Annotated in this window: 14 protein-coding genes, 1 tRNA gene and 1 pseudogene; 5 read left to right on the top strand and 11 right to left on the bottom strand. The window is 44.9% G+C overall.

Annotated features, from left to right (window positions below; translation table 11 throughout):
• Positions 1-190 precede the first annotated feature (190 nt).
• Positions 191-382 (top strand): CPXCG motif-containing cysteine-rich protein, encoded by a 192-nt coding sequence (locus RJ32_RS07800; RefSeq protein ID WP_034820882.1) that lies wholly within the window; start codon positions 191-193, stop codon positions 380-382.
• Between the two features lie 17 nt (positions 383-399).
• Here the strand turns inward: RJ32_RS07800 and RJ32_RS07795 are convergent.
• Positions 400-959: pseudogene (locus tag RJ32_RS07795) on the bottom strand (FMN-dependent NADH-azoreductase).
• Between the two features lie 114 nt (positions 960-1,073).
• Between RJ32_RS07795 and RJ32_RS07790 the strand changes: the two are divergent.
• Entirely contained in the window at positions 1,074-1,985 is a 912-nt protein-coding gene (locus tag RJ32_RS07790; RefSeq protein ID WP_034820879.1) for a LysR family transcriptional regulator, read from the top strand.
• A gap of 376 nt (positions 1,986-2,361) precedes the next feature.
• Here RJ32_RS07790 and RJ32_RS14875 read toward each other — a convergent pair whose 3' ends face one another.
• Positions 2,362-2,538 (bottom strand): hypothetical protein, encoded by a 177-nt coding sequence (locus RJ32_RS14875; RefSeq protein ID WP_158511975.1) that lies wholly within the window; start codon positions 2,536-2,538, stop codon positions 2,362-2,364.
• A gap of 374 nt (positions 2,539-2,912) precedes the next feature.
• Here RJ32_RS14875 and RJ32_RS07785 point away from each other — a divergent pair, with 374 nt between their 5' ends.
• Both RJ32_RS07785 and fabA read left to right on the top strand, forming a co-directional pair.
• The gene (locus RJ32_RS07785) at positions 2,913-4,829 is read left to right on the top strand and encodes a Lon protease family protein (protein WP_034820877.1); all 1,917 of its coding nucleotides are present in this window, start codon (positions 2,913-2,915) and stop codon (positions 4,827-4,829) included.
• An 83-nt stretch (positions 4,830-4,912) separates the two neighbouring features.
• The gene (gene fabA, locus RJ32_RS07780; RefSeq protein ID WP_034820875.1) at positions 4,913-5,425 is read left to right on the top strand and encodes a 3-hydroxyacyl-[acyl-carrier-protein] dehydratase FabA; all 513 of its coding nucleotides are present in this window, start codon (positions 4,913-4,915) and stop codon (positions 5,423-5,425) included.
• 74 nt (positions 5,426-5,499) lie between these two features.
• Here fabA and rmf read toward each other — a convergent pair whose 3' ends face one another.
• The 5 genes from rmf to rlmKL form a co-directional block, all read right to left on the bottom strand.
• Positions 5,500-5,676: a ribosome modulation factor gene (gene rmf, locus RJ32_RS07775; protein WP_011234532.1), complete on the bottom strand. Its 177-nt coding sequence runs from the start codon at positions 5,674-5,676 to the stop codon at positions 5,500-5,502.
• A gap of 174 nt (positions 5,677-5,850) precedes the next feature.
• Positions 5,851-7,596 carry a DUF3466 family protein gene (locus RJ32_RS07770; protein ID WP_034820873.1) on the bottom strand — a complete coding sequence of 582 codons (1,746 nt, stop codon included), beginning with the start codon at positions 7,594-7,596 and terminating at the stop codon, positions 5,851-5,853.
• Between the two features lie 3 nt (positions 7,597-7,599).
• Positions 7,600-9,546: an ATP-binding cassette domain-containing protein gene (locus RJ32_RS07765; protein ID WP_034820872.1), complete on the bottom strand. Its 1,947-nt coding sequence runs from the start codon at positions 9,544-9,546 to the stop codon at positions 7,600-7,602.
• Positions 9,543-9,782 carry a glutaredoxin family protein gene (locus RJ32_RS07760; protein WP_011234529.1) on the bottom strand — a complete coding sequence of 80 codons (240 nt, stop codon included), beginning with the start codon at positions 9,780-9,782 and terminating at the stop codon, positions 9,543-9,545. Before RJ32_RS07760 ends, RJ32_RS07765 begins: the two co-directional genes overlap by 4 nt.
• 3 nt (positions 9,783-9,785) lie before the next feature.
• The gene (rlmKL, locus tag RJ32_RS07755) at positions 9,786-11,900 is read right to left on the bottom strand and encodes a bifunctional 23S rRNA (guanine(2069)-N(7))-methyltransferase RlmK/23S rRNA (guanine(2445)-N(2))-methyltransferase RlmL (RefSeq protein ID WP_034820871.1); all 2,115 of its coding nucleotides are present in this window, start codon (positions 11,898-11,900) and stop codon (positions 9,786-9,788) included.
• Between the two features lie 202 nt (positions 11,901-12,102).
• Here rlmKL and RJ32_RS07750 point away from each other — a divergent pair.
• A tRNA-Met gene (locus RJ32_RS07750) sits at positions 12,103-12,179 on the top strand.
• Positions 12,180-12,291: 112 nt separating this feature from the next.
• Here the strand turns inward: RJ32_RS07750 and RJ32_RS07745 are convergent.
• The 4 genes from RJ32_RS07745 to RJ32_RS07730 form a co-directional block, all read right to left on the bottom strand.
• Positions 12,292-12,846: a cell division protein ZapC domain-containing protein gene (locus tag RJ32_RS07745; RefSeq protein ID WP_011234527.1), complete on the bottom strand. Its 555-nt coding sequence runs from the start codon at positions 12,844-12,846 to the stop codon at positions 12,292-12,294.
• Positions 12,847-12,910: 64 nt separating this feature from the next.
• A complete protein-coding gene (gene pyrD, locus RJ32_RS07740; protein WP_034820869.1) occupies positions 12,911-13,915 on the bottom strand; it encodes a quinone-dependent dihydroorotate dehydrogenase in 1,005 nt (334 codons plus the stop codon).
• Positions 13,915-18,762, bottom strand: a complete 4,848-nt coding sequence (locus RJ32_RS07735; RefSeq protein WP_034820867.1) for an NAD-glutamate dehydrogenase — start codon at positions 18,760-18,762, stop codon at positions 13,915-13,917. Before RJ32_RS07735 ends, pyrD begins: the two co-directional genes overlap by 1 nt.
• A 196-nt stretch (positions 18,763-18,958) precedes the next feature.
• Positions 18,959-19,186: a DUF2835 domain-containing protein gene (locus RJ32_RS07730; protein WP_034820865.1), complete on the bottom strand. Its 228-nt coding sequence runs from the start codon at positions 19,184-19,186 to the stop codon at positions 18,959-18,961.
• Between the last annotated feature and the right edge of the window lie 4 nt (positions 19,187-19,190).

Raw genomic sequence — 19,190 nt, 5'->3', positions numbered from 1 at the left:
CCTGAGCCAAGGCTGGGTTGCTAAATACTGCCAGCATTAATAGTAACGGAATTAAAAAAACAGACTGCCTGAACCATGATGCCATCATTCGTACTCAGCTATTTTGTTAAAAGAAGGTTGTCTGTATGTTACGCAAATTTCTTCAGATTCGATTACTATTGTAGATTACAGATGAAAATAAGAGGCTTGTATGAGCTTAACGGATCCAAAAACGTTCGAATGTCCTTACTGTATGGCAATAAATGACATTGAAATTGATTGGCTAAATGATATTGGCCAACACCAGATTGTCGATTGTCAGATCTGTTGTCAGCCAATAGAGATCGAAATTCTGCAGCTCGGGGATGATGTGCAGATTAAAGCGCACCGTGATGATGAATAAGGTGCGCTGTTAAAACCTTATATTGCTTCAATTTCCTGTTCAGCTTCTTTAAAGCCATTTTCACGCGGCTCATCACCCATGTTCATGCCCTCGGCACGAATGATGGTTACGTCAGTAATACCGATAAAAGCCAGTGCCTGTTTTAAGTAGCTTTCCTGTGATCCATAGCCTGAGCGTCACCTTGAGAGTAGATCCCCCCACGACCAGAGGCGATATAAACTTTTTTGCCATTTACCAGACCTTGAGGGCCTTGCTCTGTATATTTAAAAGTGACGCCAGCTTGCAATACACGATCAAACCAGGCTTTTAGCTGGGTTGGAATAGTAAAGTTATACATTGGCGCACCAATGACAATGGTATCTGCATCGAGCAACTCTTTAACCAACTCATCAATTAGCGGCTTCTCTTCAGCTAATAATTCATCGGCAGCCAGGTGAGGAACAGGGTTGGCAACCAAGTCTCGATGCACAAGAGTAATATCTTGTTTTTCCATAAGTTTATTAACAATGTTCTGACTAACCTGACGACTAACAGATTGTTCTAAAAAGATACCTGAATCCAAATGTAAAACTTTCATAGAAACCTCTTTGTTTTTTTAATTGATGCACGGATTATAATTCGTTCCAATTAATCTAATAAGTGGTTAAAATGGAAACTATCGTTCCAAATTCGGAACCTTGAGGTTTTCACTATGTCTTTTCCTGATGTCACAAACTACTACCTGTTCGCTCAGGTCATGGCCTGCGGCAGTATCAGCGCAGCCTCCCGGGAGCTCGGTCTGCCCAAATCCACCATAAGCCGAAAAATGGCTATACTTGAGCAAGAGCAGGGGACCCGGCTGTTTCACAGAAGCCGGTCAGGCCTCAAGTTAACCGACATTGGACGCGAATTTTTGGTGCACTGCGAGCGTCTTGTCAGCGCAGCTGAATCAGCTCAACAAGTGACACAACGTTTACTGGATAAACCCAGGGGGAAAGTCGAAATAAGCGCGCCCTACGCCTTAAGTCAAAGCTTGTTAGTCCAGGTGTTACCGGAATTTATGAGTTTGTATCCGGAAGTTGAAATTCAGCTTGTAGTGACAAACCGGCCGGTTAACTTAATAGAAGAGGGCATCGACATTGCTCTACGCGTACGAAAAAATATAGAAGACTCAAGTTTAATAGCCAGACCCATAAGTCAGGCTCCTCAAACCCTTTATATTGCTCCAGACTTAATAAATCATAACTCGATAACTGAGCCTGAGGACTTATTAACGTTCGAACATTTAAGTATGCATTACACCAACGGACGATATGGTTATGAATTGATCCACAGCTCAGGCCCGCAAAAAAATATCAGAATAAAACCCCGGCTTATCACCGACGACATGATTGTCTTACGAGAAGCTGCAATAAAAAAACTCGGCATTGTCGCTTTACCAAATTACCTCTGCAACGATGCAGTGAATAGCGGGGAACTCGTCCCCGTTTTAACTGACTGGCATCTACCCATCGGGATCATGCATATGACGTATTCACACCGACGGGGAATATTGCCGGCAGTGCGTGTTCTTATCGATTTCCTCGCTGAAAAGCTTCCGCATCTTGCACAGCAGCCGTTTTAAAAAGTAAGTGCTTCGTACTAGAGTTATACTGATATAGTTATGATTTAACATAATATACATTATACGCAATTAAGTTGTAATGAGTTTTAGGTGCTTTCCAAGCCGGTCTTTAGTTCTCTCGAGTAACTTGAGATGATTTCTAGTTTTTAGGAGGAAGTTTCATCGTGGCAACTGAATTTCAGACAAACTTTGTGCGTGTTTTCGCCTTTAACTATAAGGCTGCTGCTGACCATTTTGGCGTGAGTCTAAGAGCGCTTTATCGTTAGTTTGATGGTAATCCTCCGCTCGTCATTAAGCGTTATGTGGATGTTATGGCTCGCGGCTGGCTTCCTCAATACGAGCCTTTTTGCAACTGGCGTATTGTAGGAAATACTGGTTAATTTTCATTCTTGGTAATTTCCACTAGTTCCTTGTGAGCAACCGCTAAACTCCTAAGTGACTTCATGATTTTGTATAGACAGTATAAAACAAAACCAGAAATAATAATTGGAACTCCTGATGAAATAAAATAGGCAATAATATTGATGTAGTTATATTCTGTTTCTAAAGTCACTTTTTCCTCCTGATACTTAATAGATGCAACTATCCAGTATAAACACTATCGATCCATCTGCGGTTATCGCTAAGAGTTATAGTTAATAATCTACTAATCATATGATCATCCAAATAGTTACTTGAATAAAAAATACTAGCATACTCAGATCCAGTATCAACAAATGTAGGTAATCTGGTTCTCTATCCTTAGCCTTATAAGGTCGCTGATTAACGCAAATCAGCTTTGAATCATGGAGAGCTAACAAGAAGTTTCTCCCCAGTGACAAAACGACAAAGATCCCGCAGACCGTCGTTATTTCCCACAGCAAATCTCTCTCAATTCAGCATTTCTGTTATCATGTCGTTATTGCTAGTTAAGAGAAGAACAATTTAATGAAATTAGACTGTCTGGCGCTACAGCCACAAACCGGCGAGTGGCTCAAAGAGCTGCCTGCGGAACTGAAAGAAGATGCCTTAGTTGGGCAAAAACGTGCTGTTACAGCCTTAAACAACGCGTTACGTCAGCATGGTACATACTCTAATATTTATGCTTTATTTCCTGGTGGCCTTTTAAAACGGGACATCCTGGATGCCTACTTTACAGATAGTCGTTGGGAGTTCACTAATTGGTATGACTGGCTGTATCTGGCGAATCCGTCCGATCCTCTGCGTCCTCTATGCGTTAACTTGCCGTCAGGAACCGCCGACGCAGCAATTAAAGCGATATGGGGCTTTTTGCAGCGACCGTTAGATCAGCGCGAAGAAGCTTACAACACCATTATTGAACAGTTTGATACCCACAAGCTGCGTGATTACATGCAACAAATACGGGATAAAAAGGCAGAGGACATCCAGGGCGAAAGTCTGGCCTCTGTTTTAGTGGGACATCAGCACCCTGCCCCTTACTACTATTGCGACCGTGTTACCGAGGAACGTCTCTTTGGTCACATTGGTGTGCAATCGGTTGAAGGAACGATCAGTTCAGAGCTGCATTTGATTGAGGCCGGCCTTTTGCATAAAGCGAACGGTGGCGTTTTGGCTATTGAAGTTGCTCAGTTGCTTGAAAACATCACGCTCTGGAAACGCCTGAAAGATGTTATCGAAGGTGGAGAATTTGAGTGGCCTCGCCAGTCACCAACATCCGGCGCGGCATTCTTTTATCGACCCGAGTCTGTGCCCATTAATATTAAGATTATTTTACTGGGTTCCCGTAGCGAATACGCACAGCTGCGCGAGTATGACGAAGACTTTGATAACTTCTTCCCGTTTTTAGCAGATTTTCACGGCCATTATGCAACTCAGAATGAGCCGGTAGCGCCCTACTTCAATTACTTGCAGTATGTTTGGCAACTCGCCGATGTGCTGCCGTTAAGTACAGATGGTTACTCAGCCTTACTGCGAGTTTGCGCGCGATACACGGATTATCAGCAGGAGCTCACGTTAAACACAATACAGTTATTGCAACTGCTTCGTGAAGCCAACGACTGTGCGCTGCAGAATCAACATGCGAAGATAGATAAAGTCGCAATAGATTTAGCGCTGCAGCAACAACGGGATCGTGAAGGTAATCTGGCTGAACTGAGCCGCCGCAGCATACTCGAACAGCAGGTTCGAATAGACACTCATGGTTCTGCAGTTGGCCAGCTAAATGGCCTGACGGTAGTAACTATGGGCGGCAGTGAGTTCGGTGAGCCTTCCCGAATTACTGCGACCACTCACTATGGTGATGGCGATATTATTGATATTGAACGTAAATCTGACCTCTCCGGTAATATTCACACTAAAGGGGTTATGATTTTAAGCGCCTATTTGGCCAACCAATTTGCCCGCCATGAGCCGTTATCAGTATCAGCAACCGTGGTATTTGAGCAGTCTTACTATGAGGTAGATGGCGACAGCGCATCACTTGGCGAGCTTTGCTGCTTGATTTCAGCTCTGGCTGAGCAGCCGCTGAAGCAGTCGCTGGCTATTACTGGCGCGATAGATCAGTTTGGTAACGTTCAGTCTATTGGTGCAGTGAATGAAAAAATTGAAGGTTATTATGCGCTTTGTGCTCACAGGGGCTTAAATGGCGAGCAAGGCGTTATTATTCCTCAGTCGAATAGACATCAGCTTAACCTCAATGACGATATCATTGACGCGGTTAAAGCCGGTAAATTTCATGTGTACACGGTAGAGCATGTTGAGGAAGCGTTAGAGTTACTGACAGACACGCCGGTTAAAGAACTTTTTCAGAAAGTTCGGGAACGAACACTGGATAGTTCTGATAATGATCAACCCCGGGGTTTCTGGCGGCGCCTTTTTAGCTGAGAAGTCACTTGTCGGATTTGTCTAGCGTACAGTTGTACGCTAGACTGCTGCCTAGTTTTTTCGAACAATTAATTAGGGTATTTATGAATCAATCGAGCTTTACTCGCGAAGAATTTCTCGCCTGCAGTCGCGGGGAAATGTTTGGTCCCGGTAACAGTAAGTTGCCTGCACCTAATATGTTAATGATGGATCGCATCATTGAAATTAACGAAGACGGCGGATCGGCCGGAAAAGGTTTTATCCATGCCGAGCTCGATATTAACCCTGATCTTTGGTTTTTTGACTGTCACTTTAAAGGTGACCCGGTAATGCCTGGCTGTTTGGGTCTTGATGCTATGTGGCAGCTGCTTGGCTTTCACCTGGCATGGTCTGGTGGCCCTGGGCGCGGTCGTGCGTTAGGTGTTGGTGAAGTTAAATTCACCGGACAAATTCTGCCGGAACACAAAAAAGTCAGTTACTTTATTGATATGACACGAGTTATTAAACGTAAACTATTTATGGGCGTTGGTAATGGTCGTGTTGAAGTTGATGGTCGCGAAATTTACACAGCCAAAGACTTAAAAGTTGGCTTGTTTACCGACACTTCTACTTTTTAGTCCCTCTTTGAATTGAAAAAAACGCCGATGCTTTCGCTATCGGCGTTTCGTCTAACCTTTAATGTCTCTGACAATCAGCGGAATAAGCCGGTATTTCGGGCTTCCATTGCATCTCGCCAACCTCCCAGCCAGTGGGAACGAAAATCATCCTGGGTTTGATAAGGACAGTTGTCTTTTGAGCGACCATGCAAACCAGCTTTAAAGCCTTGAGTATGTGCTCTTTCAAAGCGATCGCGCTTTTGTCTTTTCATAAATCTATCCCTCGCCTGTTATTCACAGATTATTATTTAGAGAGTTGAGACATTTTTGCTGCCTCATTACTATTGATAGACTTATTTGGTGAGAGTTCAATTGTAAAAGCAGCACAGTATCCATTGACTTTTTTTAACGGATTGAAACTGTGCTACTTTTTATTTTAAGACCTATTATGATTTTTTGGTCTTAAGGAAGGTTCTTCTTCTTATTCCGGTAATAAGCAAACCTAAGGCGCCAAATCCAAGTAGCGAGCCAAGCCCGACAGCTGCGCCCTGACGCTCTACAGGTTCTTCATTGTCAGTACAGTTATTAAGTTCGCCTTCAATAGGATCTAGCTTTATATTGACAAGAATTTCACGAGTCTGAGTTTCCCCTTCTTCGTCTGTATACTCTTCAGTTTTGAGCGCCGTAGCAATAATCTCACCGTTTTCGGTAATATCATTAGCATCAACAATATTGTATTCGCTGTCACAGCTAATCGTATTGTTCAGGTTGATAATTTGTGGGGCTTCTGCACTCATATCATAGTAAAAACCAGCGCGTGCACGAACCTGAGAAAGTGTTGGGTCAACCTCTGCTGTACCGACCATTTCGCCATTGTCATTGATACTGCGAACCACGGTCGACGCGCCATTAAAGAAGCTGTCTAAAATCGTCAGTTCACCCGCATCAACATCATAATAGAAGCCGTAGCTACGCAGAGTTCCTGCAGGACGTTTGGTTAAATGGCCTACAGCAATATTCGAGTCATTGATGTCTGTTGCTGAGCCCCACAAATAAATAGGGTCTTCAGTTACAGGCTGTGCCTCCTGGTTCTGGAAAATTGCCGGCATACGAATAGCACCGCGGTCAGGGTGATATGTCCAGCTTTGCCCTACCGCTATGTCATTGTTATTAATGGCATAAGCGTAGCTTGAAAAGTCATTTTCATCGTCGCTTCTTCTTTCTTCTAAAGTTGGTAATTCAACTGCGTCAATGACCTCACCACTGGCGTCAAACTGCCACAACTTTCCACGAATGTCATAGATAGAACGTCCTGCATTGTAACCTGAACGCGGACGGCTATAGCGATAACGGCTGTTATTAAACGCAGCAATATTCGACGCATCGGCGTTCTGTAAACCTCTCCAGATGCCCCACACACAAACTTCTAAAGGTTGTGATGCGCTGGCAACTTCAGGATCTTCGCAGCTTTCTTCAATTCGGGTCGTTGCGGCAGGACTTAAAGCAACGCTTTCATAACCGGCAGCAAGTCCGCTGTCGTTTATATCAAAAATTGCACTTTCGCCCCCCAGGTAATCCTGAGCTTCAGGTTCAACCACACTGGCTTCGCCGTTGTTGTACCACATTCCGCGACTTAGAAAGTCTGATACGAAGTACTCTGCAGTCTCAGTTTCATCGTCAGAGTTGGTATATTCATGTTCAATAAGCTCAAACGGTGCACTGGTTACGCCAACCGCTGTATTGGAATTATTGATTGAGTACAGGAAGCTATCGACACTATTGGCGAGTTGATCCGCGGTTGCTGATACCGCGTTAACTTCACTGCTGGTTCCGTTATAAATAAAAGCCTGGTTCAATCCAATACGCTGAGTCTGAAGGCTACTATTTGCATAGTTTCCGAGGTTTTCTACAATTGCCTGATACTGAGCAATAGTCAGCTCTTCATCTTCTTCGGGATCAAAACCTATCTGCGCGAGTAGTCGCGAAGGAACTTTAGAAAAATCAATCTCCACATTTTCGGGAAAACGTGCAACACCAACAATTTGCCCACTAGCGTTAATACTTTGCGGGATACTGCTTCGATAATTATTCAAAGTTTCAATTGTTTCAATATTATAAGTGTCTGCTGCAGATGCAAAAGAGACTGTTGAAACAATTGCGATGGTAAGTGACTTCAACGTAAATGATTTCATTAACTAACTACTCTGTTCTGATAAGTTTTCCAGTTCTTCCCAGCGCTCCAGATCCTGCATCAACTGCCCTTCAATTTCGGCAATTTGAGTCATTACAGGTTCGGTTTTTTCTAATGGCTGTTCGAAGAACCCCGGTTCATTCATTAACTGTTGTAATTCTTCAAGTTTTGCTTCTTTTTCTGCAATAACTTTGGGTAACTGCTCTAGTTCGCGTTGCAGTTTATAGGATAACTTCTTCCGCGGTTTGTCTGAACCTTTGTCTGCGGTTTTTCCTTTATTTTGCGAACTTTTGTTGCTGTCAGACTCTTTAGCTACCGCTTTGGTTCCGTTGCTATGAAATGAATTTTCCGCTTTTGCCGCTAAATAGTGATTTAGCTCGGTAAAACCACCAATAATTTCCGTAATAACGCCCTCACCTTCAAAGTACAGCACACTAGTCGCGGTATTATCGACAAATTCCCTGTCGTGACTGACCAACAGAACCGTGCCTTGATAATTCGCAACTATTTGCTCGAGCAGTTCTAAGGTTTCAATATCGAGATCGTTGGTTGGCTCATCAAGTACCAGAATATTACTGGGCTTAAGCAATATTTTTGCTAGCAATGCCCGGTTCCTTTCCCCACCGGAAAGCGCCCGAACCGGAGTCCGTGATTGTTTCGGTGAAAACAGGAAGTCCTGCAGGTAACTTAAAATATGGCGGCTACGCCCCTGAAACTCTATATCCTGCTTGCCGTCACCAACGTTGTCCATAACGGTTTGTTCAGGGTCAAGCTGCGCTCGGTGTTGATCAAAGTAAGCGACTTCCAGATTAGTGCCCAGCTGAACCTTACCGCTGTCTACTTCCTGCATACCGAGAATAACTTTAATCAGCGTACTTTTACCGCAACCATTAGGCCCGACAAAGGCTACTTTGTCGCCGCGCATCAACAAGAGATCGAGGTCATTAATAATAGGCTTCTCGCCGAAGCGCAAAGCCATATTTTCGCCTTCAAACACCTTTTTACCGGAACGTGATGACTCGTTCACTGCCAGATTTGCCTTACCCTGAAGCTCGCGTCTTTGCTGACGTTGCTTCCGCAAGTCCTGAAGCGCACGAACCCGTCCTTCGTTACGAGTGCGGCGCGCTTTAACGCCCTGGCGTATCCATGTTTCTTCAGCTGCTAGCTTTTTATCAAACTCAGCGTTGTGGCTTGCTTCAACTTCCAGTGCTTCCTGCTTTTTCTGCAGGTAGGTATCGTAGCTGCCCGGGTAACTGGTTAAATGTCCGCGGTCTAAATCAATAATTCGTGTGGCCAAACGGCGGATGAATGCCCTGTCGTGACTAATAAATAACACGGCGCCGGAAAAGTTAACGATTTGCTCTTCCAGCCAACGCACCATTTCAATATCCAAGTGGTTGGTCGGTTCATCTAACAGTAAAATGTCCGGATCAACCACCAAGGCACGAGCCAGCGCCACGCGACGCAACCAACCACCGGAAAGTGCTGCCATGGTTTCATCTGCGGGTAATTGCAGCTGAGTTAAAACCTGCTCAATACGGGTATTCACTTGCCAGCCGTTAACGGCATCCAGCTGATTCTGCAGCTTGTCCATTTCATCAAGAGTTGCACTGCTGGGCGAGTCGGTAAGACTGGCAGACAATTCATGATAACGAGCCAACGCCTTGCCCGATTCAGCAAGAGCTTCTGCTACGTAGTCAAATACTCTCTGCTCGGACTGCTGAGGTGGGTCTTGCGGCAAACGGGTCACTTTAGTATCGCCCACCCACTGTATTTGGCCTGAATCTAAGACCACTTCGTTATCTATTGCTTTTAAAAAGGTAGATTTACCGGCACCGTTACGGCCAACCAAACAAACTCGTTCACCGGCTTCAATGGTGAAATCAACACCGTCTAAAATGGCGTCAGCGCCAAAGGCCAGGTGTGCATCCTGTACACGTAATAAACTCATTGCTCTACAAACTCCAGCAATTGATTAGCATCGAAAGGCCAACGCAGCTCGGCGTCGTCTTTTCCCCGAATAAATACTGGTACTAACCAGCCATACTCTTCTTGCAGCTCCTGCTGTTCGGCAATGTCGACTACTCCAAGTTCAACCGGCTCTTCCAGGTCGAGCGAATGCAGTAACTGAATAGCCTGAGTACAAAGCGGACAGTTTGGTTTCGTAAGCAAATAAAACGCAGACATTAATTAAGCCCGTGAAATAATATAATAATGATGAATACCTTTATGGCGTTTGAAGTCCTCGGGTATTGAGGCCTGGGTCTGATCATTTACCTCAAGACCGGCTTTATCCAGGCCTTCGGTGTCGATGCGGAATTTCTTTCTATTGTTAGAGAATAGAATCACGCCATCCTCTTTCAACATTCCCGTGGCGGTTTTTATCAAACCAACGTGGTCACGCTGTATGTCTAAGGTTCCGCTCATCCGTTTTGAGTTACTAAAGGTGGGCGGATCAAGGAAAATAACGTCAAACAGTTGCTTGCCACGTTGTTCCCGCATCCAGATAAAGCAGTCAGCCTGAATAAACTGGTAGTCGCCTCGTAAGCGGTTTAAGGCAAAGTTACGCTCGCCCCACTTCAGGTAAGTTTTCGACATATCAACAGAAACAACTCGTGCGGCTCCGGCTCTGGCAGCCTGAACAGAGGCTGTGCAGGTATAGGCAAATAAATTCAGCACATCCAATTCTTCGCATTTATCCAGTAGCTCTTTACGCACCAGTCTGTGGTCCATAAATAAGCCGGTATCAAGGTAATCAGTTAAATTCACCTCAAACTTGGCGCCGTATTCATTAACCGTTAACACCGTGCTGTCCTGCGATTGTCTTTCGTACTGCTGCTTACCGCTTTGCCGTTGGCGGCGTTTCAAAATGATTTTATCTTCTGACACCGGCAAGGCTGAACTCAAAGACTCGAGCATGAACCACAAACGGTCATTGGCAACGCCTTCCGGAATGTCTTTTGGAGCTGCGTATTCCTGTACAACCACGTAATCCTGATAAATATCGATAGCGGCGTTGTACTCAGGAATGTCGGCATCATAAACACGCCAGCAATCCAGTCCTTCCTTGTCAGCCCACTTGCTTAATTTTGCATGGTTCTTCTTAACCCGATTAACCAGGTCGTCAGCTTGACTCTCTGCGAAGTCAGGTTGCTCTTTAGTTAAGTCGTAAAGAGCCAAATTAACCGGAATTGCACCGTTTAATAGCGGGTATTTCTTATGGCTGCGCAGTTTCAGACGTTTAAGTAACTGTTCGTCTCCTGCCAGTACCGCTATATGCCAATTCTGGAAAGTGTCTTTTAGTTGACGGCCAAAACGGCGGTACAACAGTAAGGTTTCAACGGCCTCACCCAGACGTTCACCGTAGGGAGGATTACAGACTAACAGGCCACTTTCTGCCGGTGCTTCACAGTTTGTTGCATCCGCAACTTCAAACTCTATCACTTCATGCAATAGCACACGCTTGGCGTTATCTTTAGCTTTAGCGACCAAATGAGGGTTGTTGTCAGAGCCTTTTAAATGGCCTTTAAAGTTCTTCTTACCTTCTTTAAAGCGCTGCTCAGCCTGCTCTAGCACGTCGTGCCACAGTTGCGGCGAATGTTCATGCCAAAACAAGAAGCCCCAATGCGCGCGGCTCAAACCTGGTGCGTGGTCCATTGCCATCATGGCGGCTTCAATGACTAAGGTACCCGAGCCACAAAAGGGGTCAAAAATAACGGGCTCGTCTTTTTCCAATTCGTTTTTGATGCCGGCGCGGACTAATATAGCGGCAGCTAAGGTTTCCCGCAGCGGTGCTTCACCCTGCTGCAGGCGATATCCCCTTTTGTGCATGCCGTCACCGGTAAAGTCTAAAGACCAGGTGAGCTTGTCTTTATGTACTCGCACGGCAATACGAATGTCCGGGTCCTGCTTATCGATACTGGGGCGTTCAAATCCGCTATTACGAAAGTTATCGACAATACAGTCTTTTACTAACTGTGCGCCAAACTGAGTGTGGCGAATGTCGTCGTTACCGCCAGAGAAATCAACTACAAAGGTTCTGTTCGCATCGAAAACCTTGCTCCACGAGAATTGAGTCAATGCCAGTTTAATCTCATCCAGGCTGGAAACTTCCTTTTCACCCAGTTGTAATAGCATACGGCTTGCTAACCTGGACCACATAGCCACGGTATACGCTTGCTGCAAATCAGCCTCGATATAGCAGCCCGCAAGGGTTTGCTTAACGTGACTTAAATTGAACTCTTGCAACTCATCAAACAAAAGCCCTTCAAGGCCTTTGGAGCACGCAATAAAAAAACGATACATAGAAACTTCGCCTAAAAAATTAAGGGGACAATTATAACGGAGAGCTCAGTGGCTGTCTGTAATTCCAGCTGAAATAAGGGAATTACATAGAGAATGACTAATAAAACAGCAGTTAAACCGTATTTGTATAAATACTATGCAGTTGGTTTAAATAAAGCTTGCGCGGCACGAATTATGACTATACTATGCGCTCTCAATCGGACGCGGGGTGGAGCAGTCTGGTAGCTCGTCGGGCTCATAACCCGAAGGTCGTAGGTTCAAATCCTGCCCCCGCAACCAACGTCCGGAATTAGAATTCAGTAATGCCTTCCTGCTAAATACTCTTTCTTTGAATAAATTCCCAAGTAAGCCTGAAAATAGACTTAAGACGCAAGCTTTATATTTAAAGCCACTACGCCAACTGTTGTCCCCAGTTAGACTGAGCTGACAAAGCTAAATCGACGGTTGCCGGTAACAAGCGGTTTAAGGTGACTTTAATGACATGGTACTGACGCAGCGATTTAATCGCAGAAAGCTGCATGCCCTCACTTAATAGTAAGCAAGTCGCAAATTCATCATCGGTATCAAGAATTAAGAACAGCCCCTGATCAAAACCTGAGTTCAATTCGCATAAACGCCGCTCTAACGGCCATTCGCTAATATCAGATTTTTGAAAATGCCAACTCTGTGGCATTTGAGGACGACCAAAGCGACACCAGGCAGTTGCATTAAGAGCTGCGTTTTGCGGTGCACAAGGCATTTTATCTGCAGGGTAAGCCTCTAATGTTTCACTAACGATTTGGAAAGTTGTCGCGTCTTCAATATCCATCATTTGTTCATTAAAGTGAATATTGACTAGCTGACTCGGTTTGTAAGGCGTATCAAATACGTCGGTATCACTTAGCTTAACGCTAAGCTTGCCGCTTTCTGTATTGAATAACCATAACCAATGGGATTCCGATTCCACGATGTTAGCCTTTATTATTAGAAGAATTTAAGCTTTGCGATAAGATACTAAAGTCACTTAACCATTACAAGTGACTAACAATTGAGCGAATTAGCCTTGGGCCTTGATAGATAAACCCAGTGTAAACTTGCACCAGGCTCGCTCCAGCCTTGAGTTTGGCCTCTGCTGACTCAACTGAATCAATACCACCAACGCCTATAACCGGTATTTTTCTTTGCAAAGTTTTACACAACAGCTCTATCACTCGAGTACTTTTATCCTTAAGTGGTTTACCGCTTAGGCCCCCTGTTTCACCGGCCTGACTGCTTTGCAACCCGTCACGCGACAAAGTTGTGTTGGTTGCTATTACGCCGTCCATTTCATTCTTTAATAATGACTGCGCCATAACTTCAACTTCATGATTTTCAAGATCCGGAGCTATTTTAACCACCAGCGGCACATAGCGATCATGCTCTTTTGCCAAAGTCAGCTGAGCCGCTTTAAGGCTGGACAATAAGCCATCAAGACTGGAGCCGTGCTGAAGGTTTCTTAAACCCGGAGTATTAGGAGATGAAATGTTAATCGTGACATAGTCTGCGTAAGGATAAACCTTATTCAGACACGCAAGGTAGTCATCAATGGCCTGCTCTTCCGGCGTGTTTTTGTTTTTACCGATATTAATGCCTAACACGCCTTTATAAGAAGACGCTTTGACATTTTTAACAAGCTCATCAACCCCATGGTTATTAAAACCCATGCGGTTAATAATTGCTTCGTCTTCGGTCAAGCGGAATAAACGAGGCTTATCATTACCCGGCTGAGCTACAGGTGTCACTGTACCCACTTCAATAAAACCAAAACCCATTTGAGAAAATGCGTCTATACACTCGGCATTTTTATCAAGACCAGCGGCTAAACCGACCGGGTTAGGGAAATCAATTCCCATAACCCGAACCGGTTTGCTGGCTACGTTTTGTTTCCAAAACAGCGACAACGGTGTGCGATGCCATTTACGCAAGATCCCGAGCATTAACTCGTGCGTTTTCTCAGGATCCTGACGGAACAACAATGGCTTTATCAGGTTGTACATTAACTGATCACTTTAGGTGCACAGTTGTGGCTCAACAGCATAAGCTCGCGCAAAGCAACCGAGAATTTAGCAAACTCGTGGCTCTTCGTTGTACGGAAGTCTGATAGCATTTGCTGCCAACGAGATAATAGCACTTCGTTTTGCTCTATCCACTCGCTTATCATCTTCTCCGGATCGCTCACGTCTGGTGTTGAACGCAGTACAACTTGAGTTAATGAACGTTGCTGCCAGTCTAGCTCTTCGCGGAATGCCGCTCTTGCCAGGGCTTGCCAGTGGTTCGCCACAGGTTGGTTATTAATTTGTATTAAGAACCAATGTAGGTTTATTTCCGCACCTAAGCGGAAGTAAAGCGTACCAACCGTCTTGAACGACTGTCCCGTTTCATTAGCAACTTCAGCAAGATCCATGGCAGAAAATACCGTGCTCAGGCTCGCAATTTGTTTTGCTAACTTGGCCGGGAAGCCATGTTCTTTGTACTTCTCAATCGTTTCTTCAATGACTTTAGCTTCATCTTCAACCATATACTTAAGGCTGTTCTCGCGTAAGTCATCAAATGCACCCATGTAGAAATCTAAGTGCTCCTGAATACCACTCAGAGCTGGGTTACGGTGACGCAGGAACCAACGAGTTGCGCGGCGAACCATACGACGAAGCTGGAATAAAACCTCATTCTGAACTTCGGCAGGCACTTTATTATTCAGCGCTTCAATTTGTCCCCACAGCTCTTCAACTTTAAAACACTCGCGGGCAACGACATAAGCAGAAGCTATTTCAGCAACAGTTGATCCGGTTGCTTCTTGCTTGCGGAAAACAAAGTTTGGCCCCATATCGTTGACGATATTATTGGCAAGCTTAGTTGCAATAATCTGACCTTTCAGCGGATGAGATACCATGCTGTCAGCAAAACGCTCACGTAAGGCCTCCGGGAAAGAGTCAAAAAGTTCACGCATGTGGTACGGGTCTTCCGTAATTTCATCCGTTATCAACTGCTCTTTCAGGACCATCTTTCCGTAAGCCGTAATAATGGACAGCTCCGGACGCGTTAAGCCCTGGTTCGTTGCCTGACGCTCAACTAATTCATCATCATCGGGTAAAAACTCAAGCTGACGATTCAACGAATGTTCGCGCTCAAGATGATGAATAAACCGCGTGTATTCTTTAACTTGATCGGTGCCACGCAATGCTGTTACCGAAATTGACTGTGTTTGTCTGTTACAGTCATCCAGAACAATCTTCGCGACATCGTCGGTCATATCGTAAAGCAGTTTATCGCGTTGTTTTTTCGTCAGATCGCCACTGTTAACTAAACCATTCAATAAGATTTTAATGTTAACTTCGTTATCTGAGCAGTCCACGCCACCCACGTTATCGACAAAGTCGGTGTTAACTCGCCCACCGTTTTGCGCAAATTCAATACGCCCTAATTGAGTAAAGCCTAAGTTGCCGCCCTCACCGATGATTTTGGCGTTCAGCTCGCGACCGTTAACGCGCAACGCATCGTTAGCGCGGTCACCAACATCGCTGTCGGTTTCGGCTTTGCCTTTAACGTAAGTACCGATACCACCATTCCAGATAAGATCAACTTCCATCGTTAAGCAGGCTTTGATCAAATCATTCGGTGTCATTGATTTTTTCTGGGTACCCAGCATTTTCTTAATTTCAGGCGTTAGCTCAATCGCTTTAGCACTTCTGTTGAAGATGCCACCGCCTTTTGAAATCAATTCGCGGTTGTAATCATCCCAACTTGAACGCGGCATTTTGAATAAACGGTCACGCTCTTCCCAGGATTTCGCAGCGTCTGGCTCCGGATCAATAAAGATGTGCAAGTGGTTAAAGGCCGCTTGTAAGCGCGTATGCTTGGACAGCAACATGCCGTTACCAAATACATCGCCACCCATATCGCCTATAGCGACACAGGTAAAGTCTGTGGTTTGGCAATCGATACCCATTTCGCGGAAATGGCGTTTAACTGATTCCCAGGCACCGCGAGCGGTAATACCCATTTTCTTATGGTCATAGCCAACTGAGCCGCCTGATGCAAAGGCATCACCCAGCCAGAAGTTATATTCAGCTGAAATGCCGTTAGCGATATCAGAGAAAGTTGCAGTACCTTTATCTGCGGCAACAACTAGGTACGGGTCGTCTTCGTCACGGCGAACAACACTTTTCGGAGGAACAATTTCGCCTTCAACGATGTTATCAGTAATGTCCAGTAACGCACGGATAAAGGTTTTATAGCACTCTTTACCCTCGGCCATCATGCCTTCTCTGTCCTCCGGCAAAGCCTTACAAATAAAGCCGCCTTTTGCACCCACAGGTACAATAACGGTGTTCTTCACTTGCTGAGCTTTTACCAGGCCAAGCACTTCGGTACGGAAGTCTTCACGACGGTCTGACCAGCGCAGGCCACCACGGGCTACTTTACCGCCGCGAAGATGCACACCTTCGACTTTCGGCGAGTAAACAAAAATTTCAAACTTAGGTAACGGCAACGGCATTTCCGGTACCAGCTCAGGCAAGAACTTAACCGAAATATAAGGTTTGTCGTTGCCCTGCTCGTCTTTCTGGAAGAAGTTGGTACGCAAAGCCGCATCAATCAGTTCGACATAGCGACGAATAATACGGTCGTCGTCTAGGTTGGCAACGTTATCCAGCTCGGTATTAATGCGGGTATGAAGTGCTTCGAGCTTTTTCTCAACACCTTTTGTACCCGGTTCAAACTTGCTGCAAAACATTTTCACAACCAGCTTGGCCAGCAGAGGATATTTACTGAATGTACTCTCTATGTAGCTTTGGCTGAATGTGGTACCAATTTGGCGCATGTATTTCGCAAACATACGTAAAATAGTTGCCTGACGGCCGTTCATGCCGGCGCCTAGTACCAAACGGTTAAATCCATCGTCTTCTAACTTACCGTTCCAGACTAACGCAAAGGCTTCCTGGAAGGTTTCACGACTCTCTTCCAAGTTCAACGAGCCTGCCGTGTGAAGCATGTGAAAATCAAGAACCCAGTAGACATCACCGTCGCCTGTTTTAATCTGGTAAGGGCTTTCGCCAATAACCCGTAACCCGAAATTTTCGAGCATCGGCAGTACGTCCGACAGATGAATCGGTTCGTCTTTATGGAACAGCTTCAAATGCAGATGTTTACTGTCGTCTTTTTCTTCCTGAGCACGGTATAAGACCATACCCAGCTTATGCTCGTCGTTTAACGATTCCAGTTGTTTTATGTCTGAAATTGCTACCGACGGTAAAACGTCTTCTTTATACGCACGGGGAAATGCCGTAGCGTATCGTTTATTTAAACGGGTAGCATTCGCTTCGCCAAAAGTTGACTGCAAAATACGTTCAAAATTGTCTTCCCAGGTGCGGGCCGCTTCAATTAAATTCTGTTCTAGTTCATTCACGTTCACATCCTGATGGTCTTCGCTCAAACGCACGGTGTAATGTGTTCTCGCTAATGAGGACTCTGAAAAATATGTGGTAAAATCGACGTCATATTCAGTTTTCAATGTACGCGCCAACACACTTTGAGTCCGTTGACGTAACAAGGTGTTGTAGCGCTCTTTTGGCACATAAACCATGCACGACATAAAGCGACCGAAAATATCACGGCGCAAGAAAGCGCGGGTCATATCACGCTCTTGCATTTGCAGTACGCCGAGGCCGACGGTCAATAAGTCGTCTTCTTCTGCTTGTACAATCTCGTCACGAGGATAGGTCTCTAAAATATTCAACAGTGCTTTAGCCGCGTGAGACTGTGGAGCGAAGCCTGACATGTCTAATACGCGAGATATTTTCTCACTTACCAATGGGATATCACGAGCACTGTTGTTATAGAAGTTTGCTGAATACAACCCAATAAAGCGGTCTTCGCCTATGACTTCGCCATCTTCATTAAAGCGTTTAACACCAATGTAGTCTGAGTATGCCGGACGATGAACCCGTGATTTCGAGTTGGTTTTGGTCAACAACAAAAGACGTTCATTGTGCGTTATTTCGCGCGCATCTTCCGGTAAGCTGGAAACCAAACGTCCTTTCTCACTAACGGAGTTTTTCATTAACCCCAGACTGGAGTCTTTAACCTGTTTGAGTTCGTAGTCGCCTTTCACCGGAGTCAGCTCATAGGAACGGTAACCGGTTAACGTGAAGTTATCATTGGCCAGCCATTGTAAGAACTCTTTAATTTCTTTCTTTTCTTTTTTTGAGCCTGGATAATATTCATGATCCAGTTGCTCCGAAACCGTCTGTAGACGCTTACGCATTGCCTGCCAGTCTTCAACCGCAAGACTGATTTCTTCCATTACCGACACCAGCTCACTTTTTAACGTTTTTATCTCTTCTTTGCTGGTTTGGCGGTCTATTTCAATAAGAAAAACCGTGTCGACATAGTTATCATCGCTACGGGTACCCGGTTTCTGTAATTCGGTAACCTGACTATTTTTGTCCCGTTTATGACTTAACGGCATATGCAGTAATAAATGCGATGTAATGCCTAGGCGAGCCAGCGCCATTCGCACTGAATCGACCATAAACGGCATATCATTCTGAATAATTTCAATAATGGTATGGGGAGATTCCCAGCCGTCTGTAGGAACTTCAGGGTTATAGACTTTTATCAGTGCTTTATCACCGGGCTTATACTCATTAAAGCTGTGCCATAAACCCAAAACCGCACCGTACATATCACTATCGTGGCGGTTCGTTAAATCATCACTGGCAATATTGCGATATAAGCGCTTGGCAAAATCTGCTACTAAGTGCGCTTGAGAGGCGGGAACTTTCTTTTTTATCAATTCAACGACTTTTTCCAGTAAAACCGGAGATTGACTATCGACCAACGACATAATTGCAGAGTCCTTGAGGTTGTTGGTGAAACGTCGTAGGCAAGCCCAAATGCGGCCCACGGCCAGAGAATATATGATTGATGTTATTGTCGAACATTTACGCTGGGGTTTCAACGCTTATTCGCGCTAAAAACAGGTGTTTAGACCAGATATGGCAAGTAAAATAATATAACTATTTAGTTTAAATGAATGGACTCTAATTCAGCCGTTTTAATCCCACAAACTTTTGCTGCTCATCAACTTGTAAAAGGAAGCGTCCACGCACTCCCTGGTTATCGATAAAAGGGATTAGACGACCCGCGGGCAATGCTACCCGCGTGCCGTTAACGGTCGTTACTACAACTTGTTGATAACCCTGACTGTAATAAACATCACAAAACTCCTGATAGCTCATACTTAGGTTAAAAACATACTCGATGATCACCGTT

The sequence above is a fragment of the Idiomarina sp. 28-8 genome (assembly GCF_000320945.2).
GTDB lineage: Bacteria > Pseudomonadota > Gammaproteobacteria > Enterobacterales > Alteromonadaceae > Idiomarina > Idiomarina loihiensis.
The sequence above is the reverse complement of the archived record's forward strand: the minus strand, read 5'-3'. Positions and strand labels throughout refer to the sequence as shown.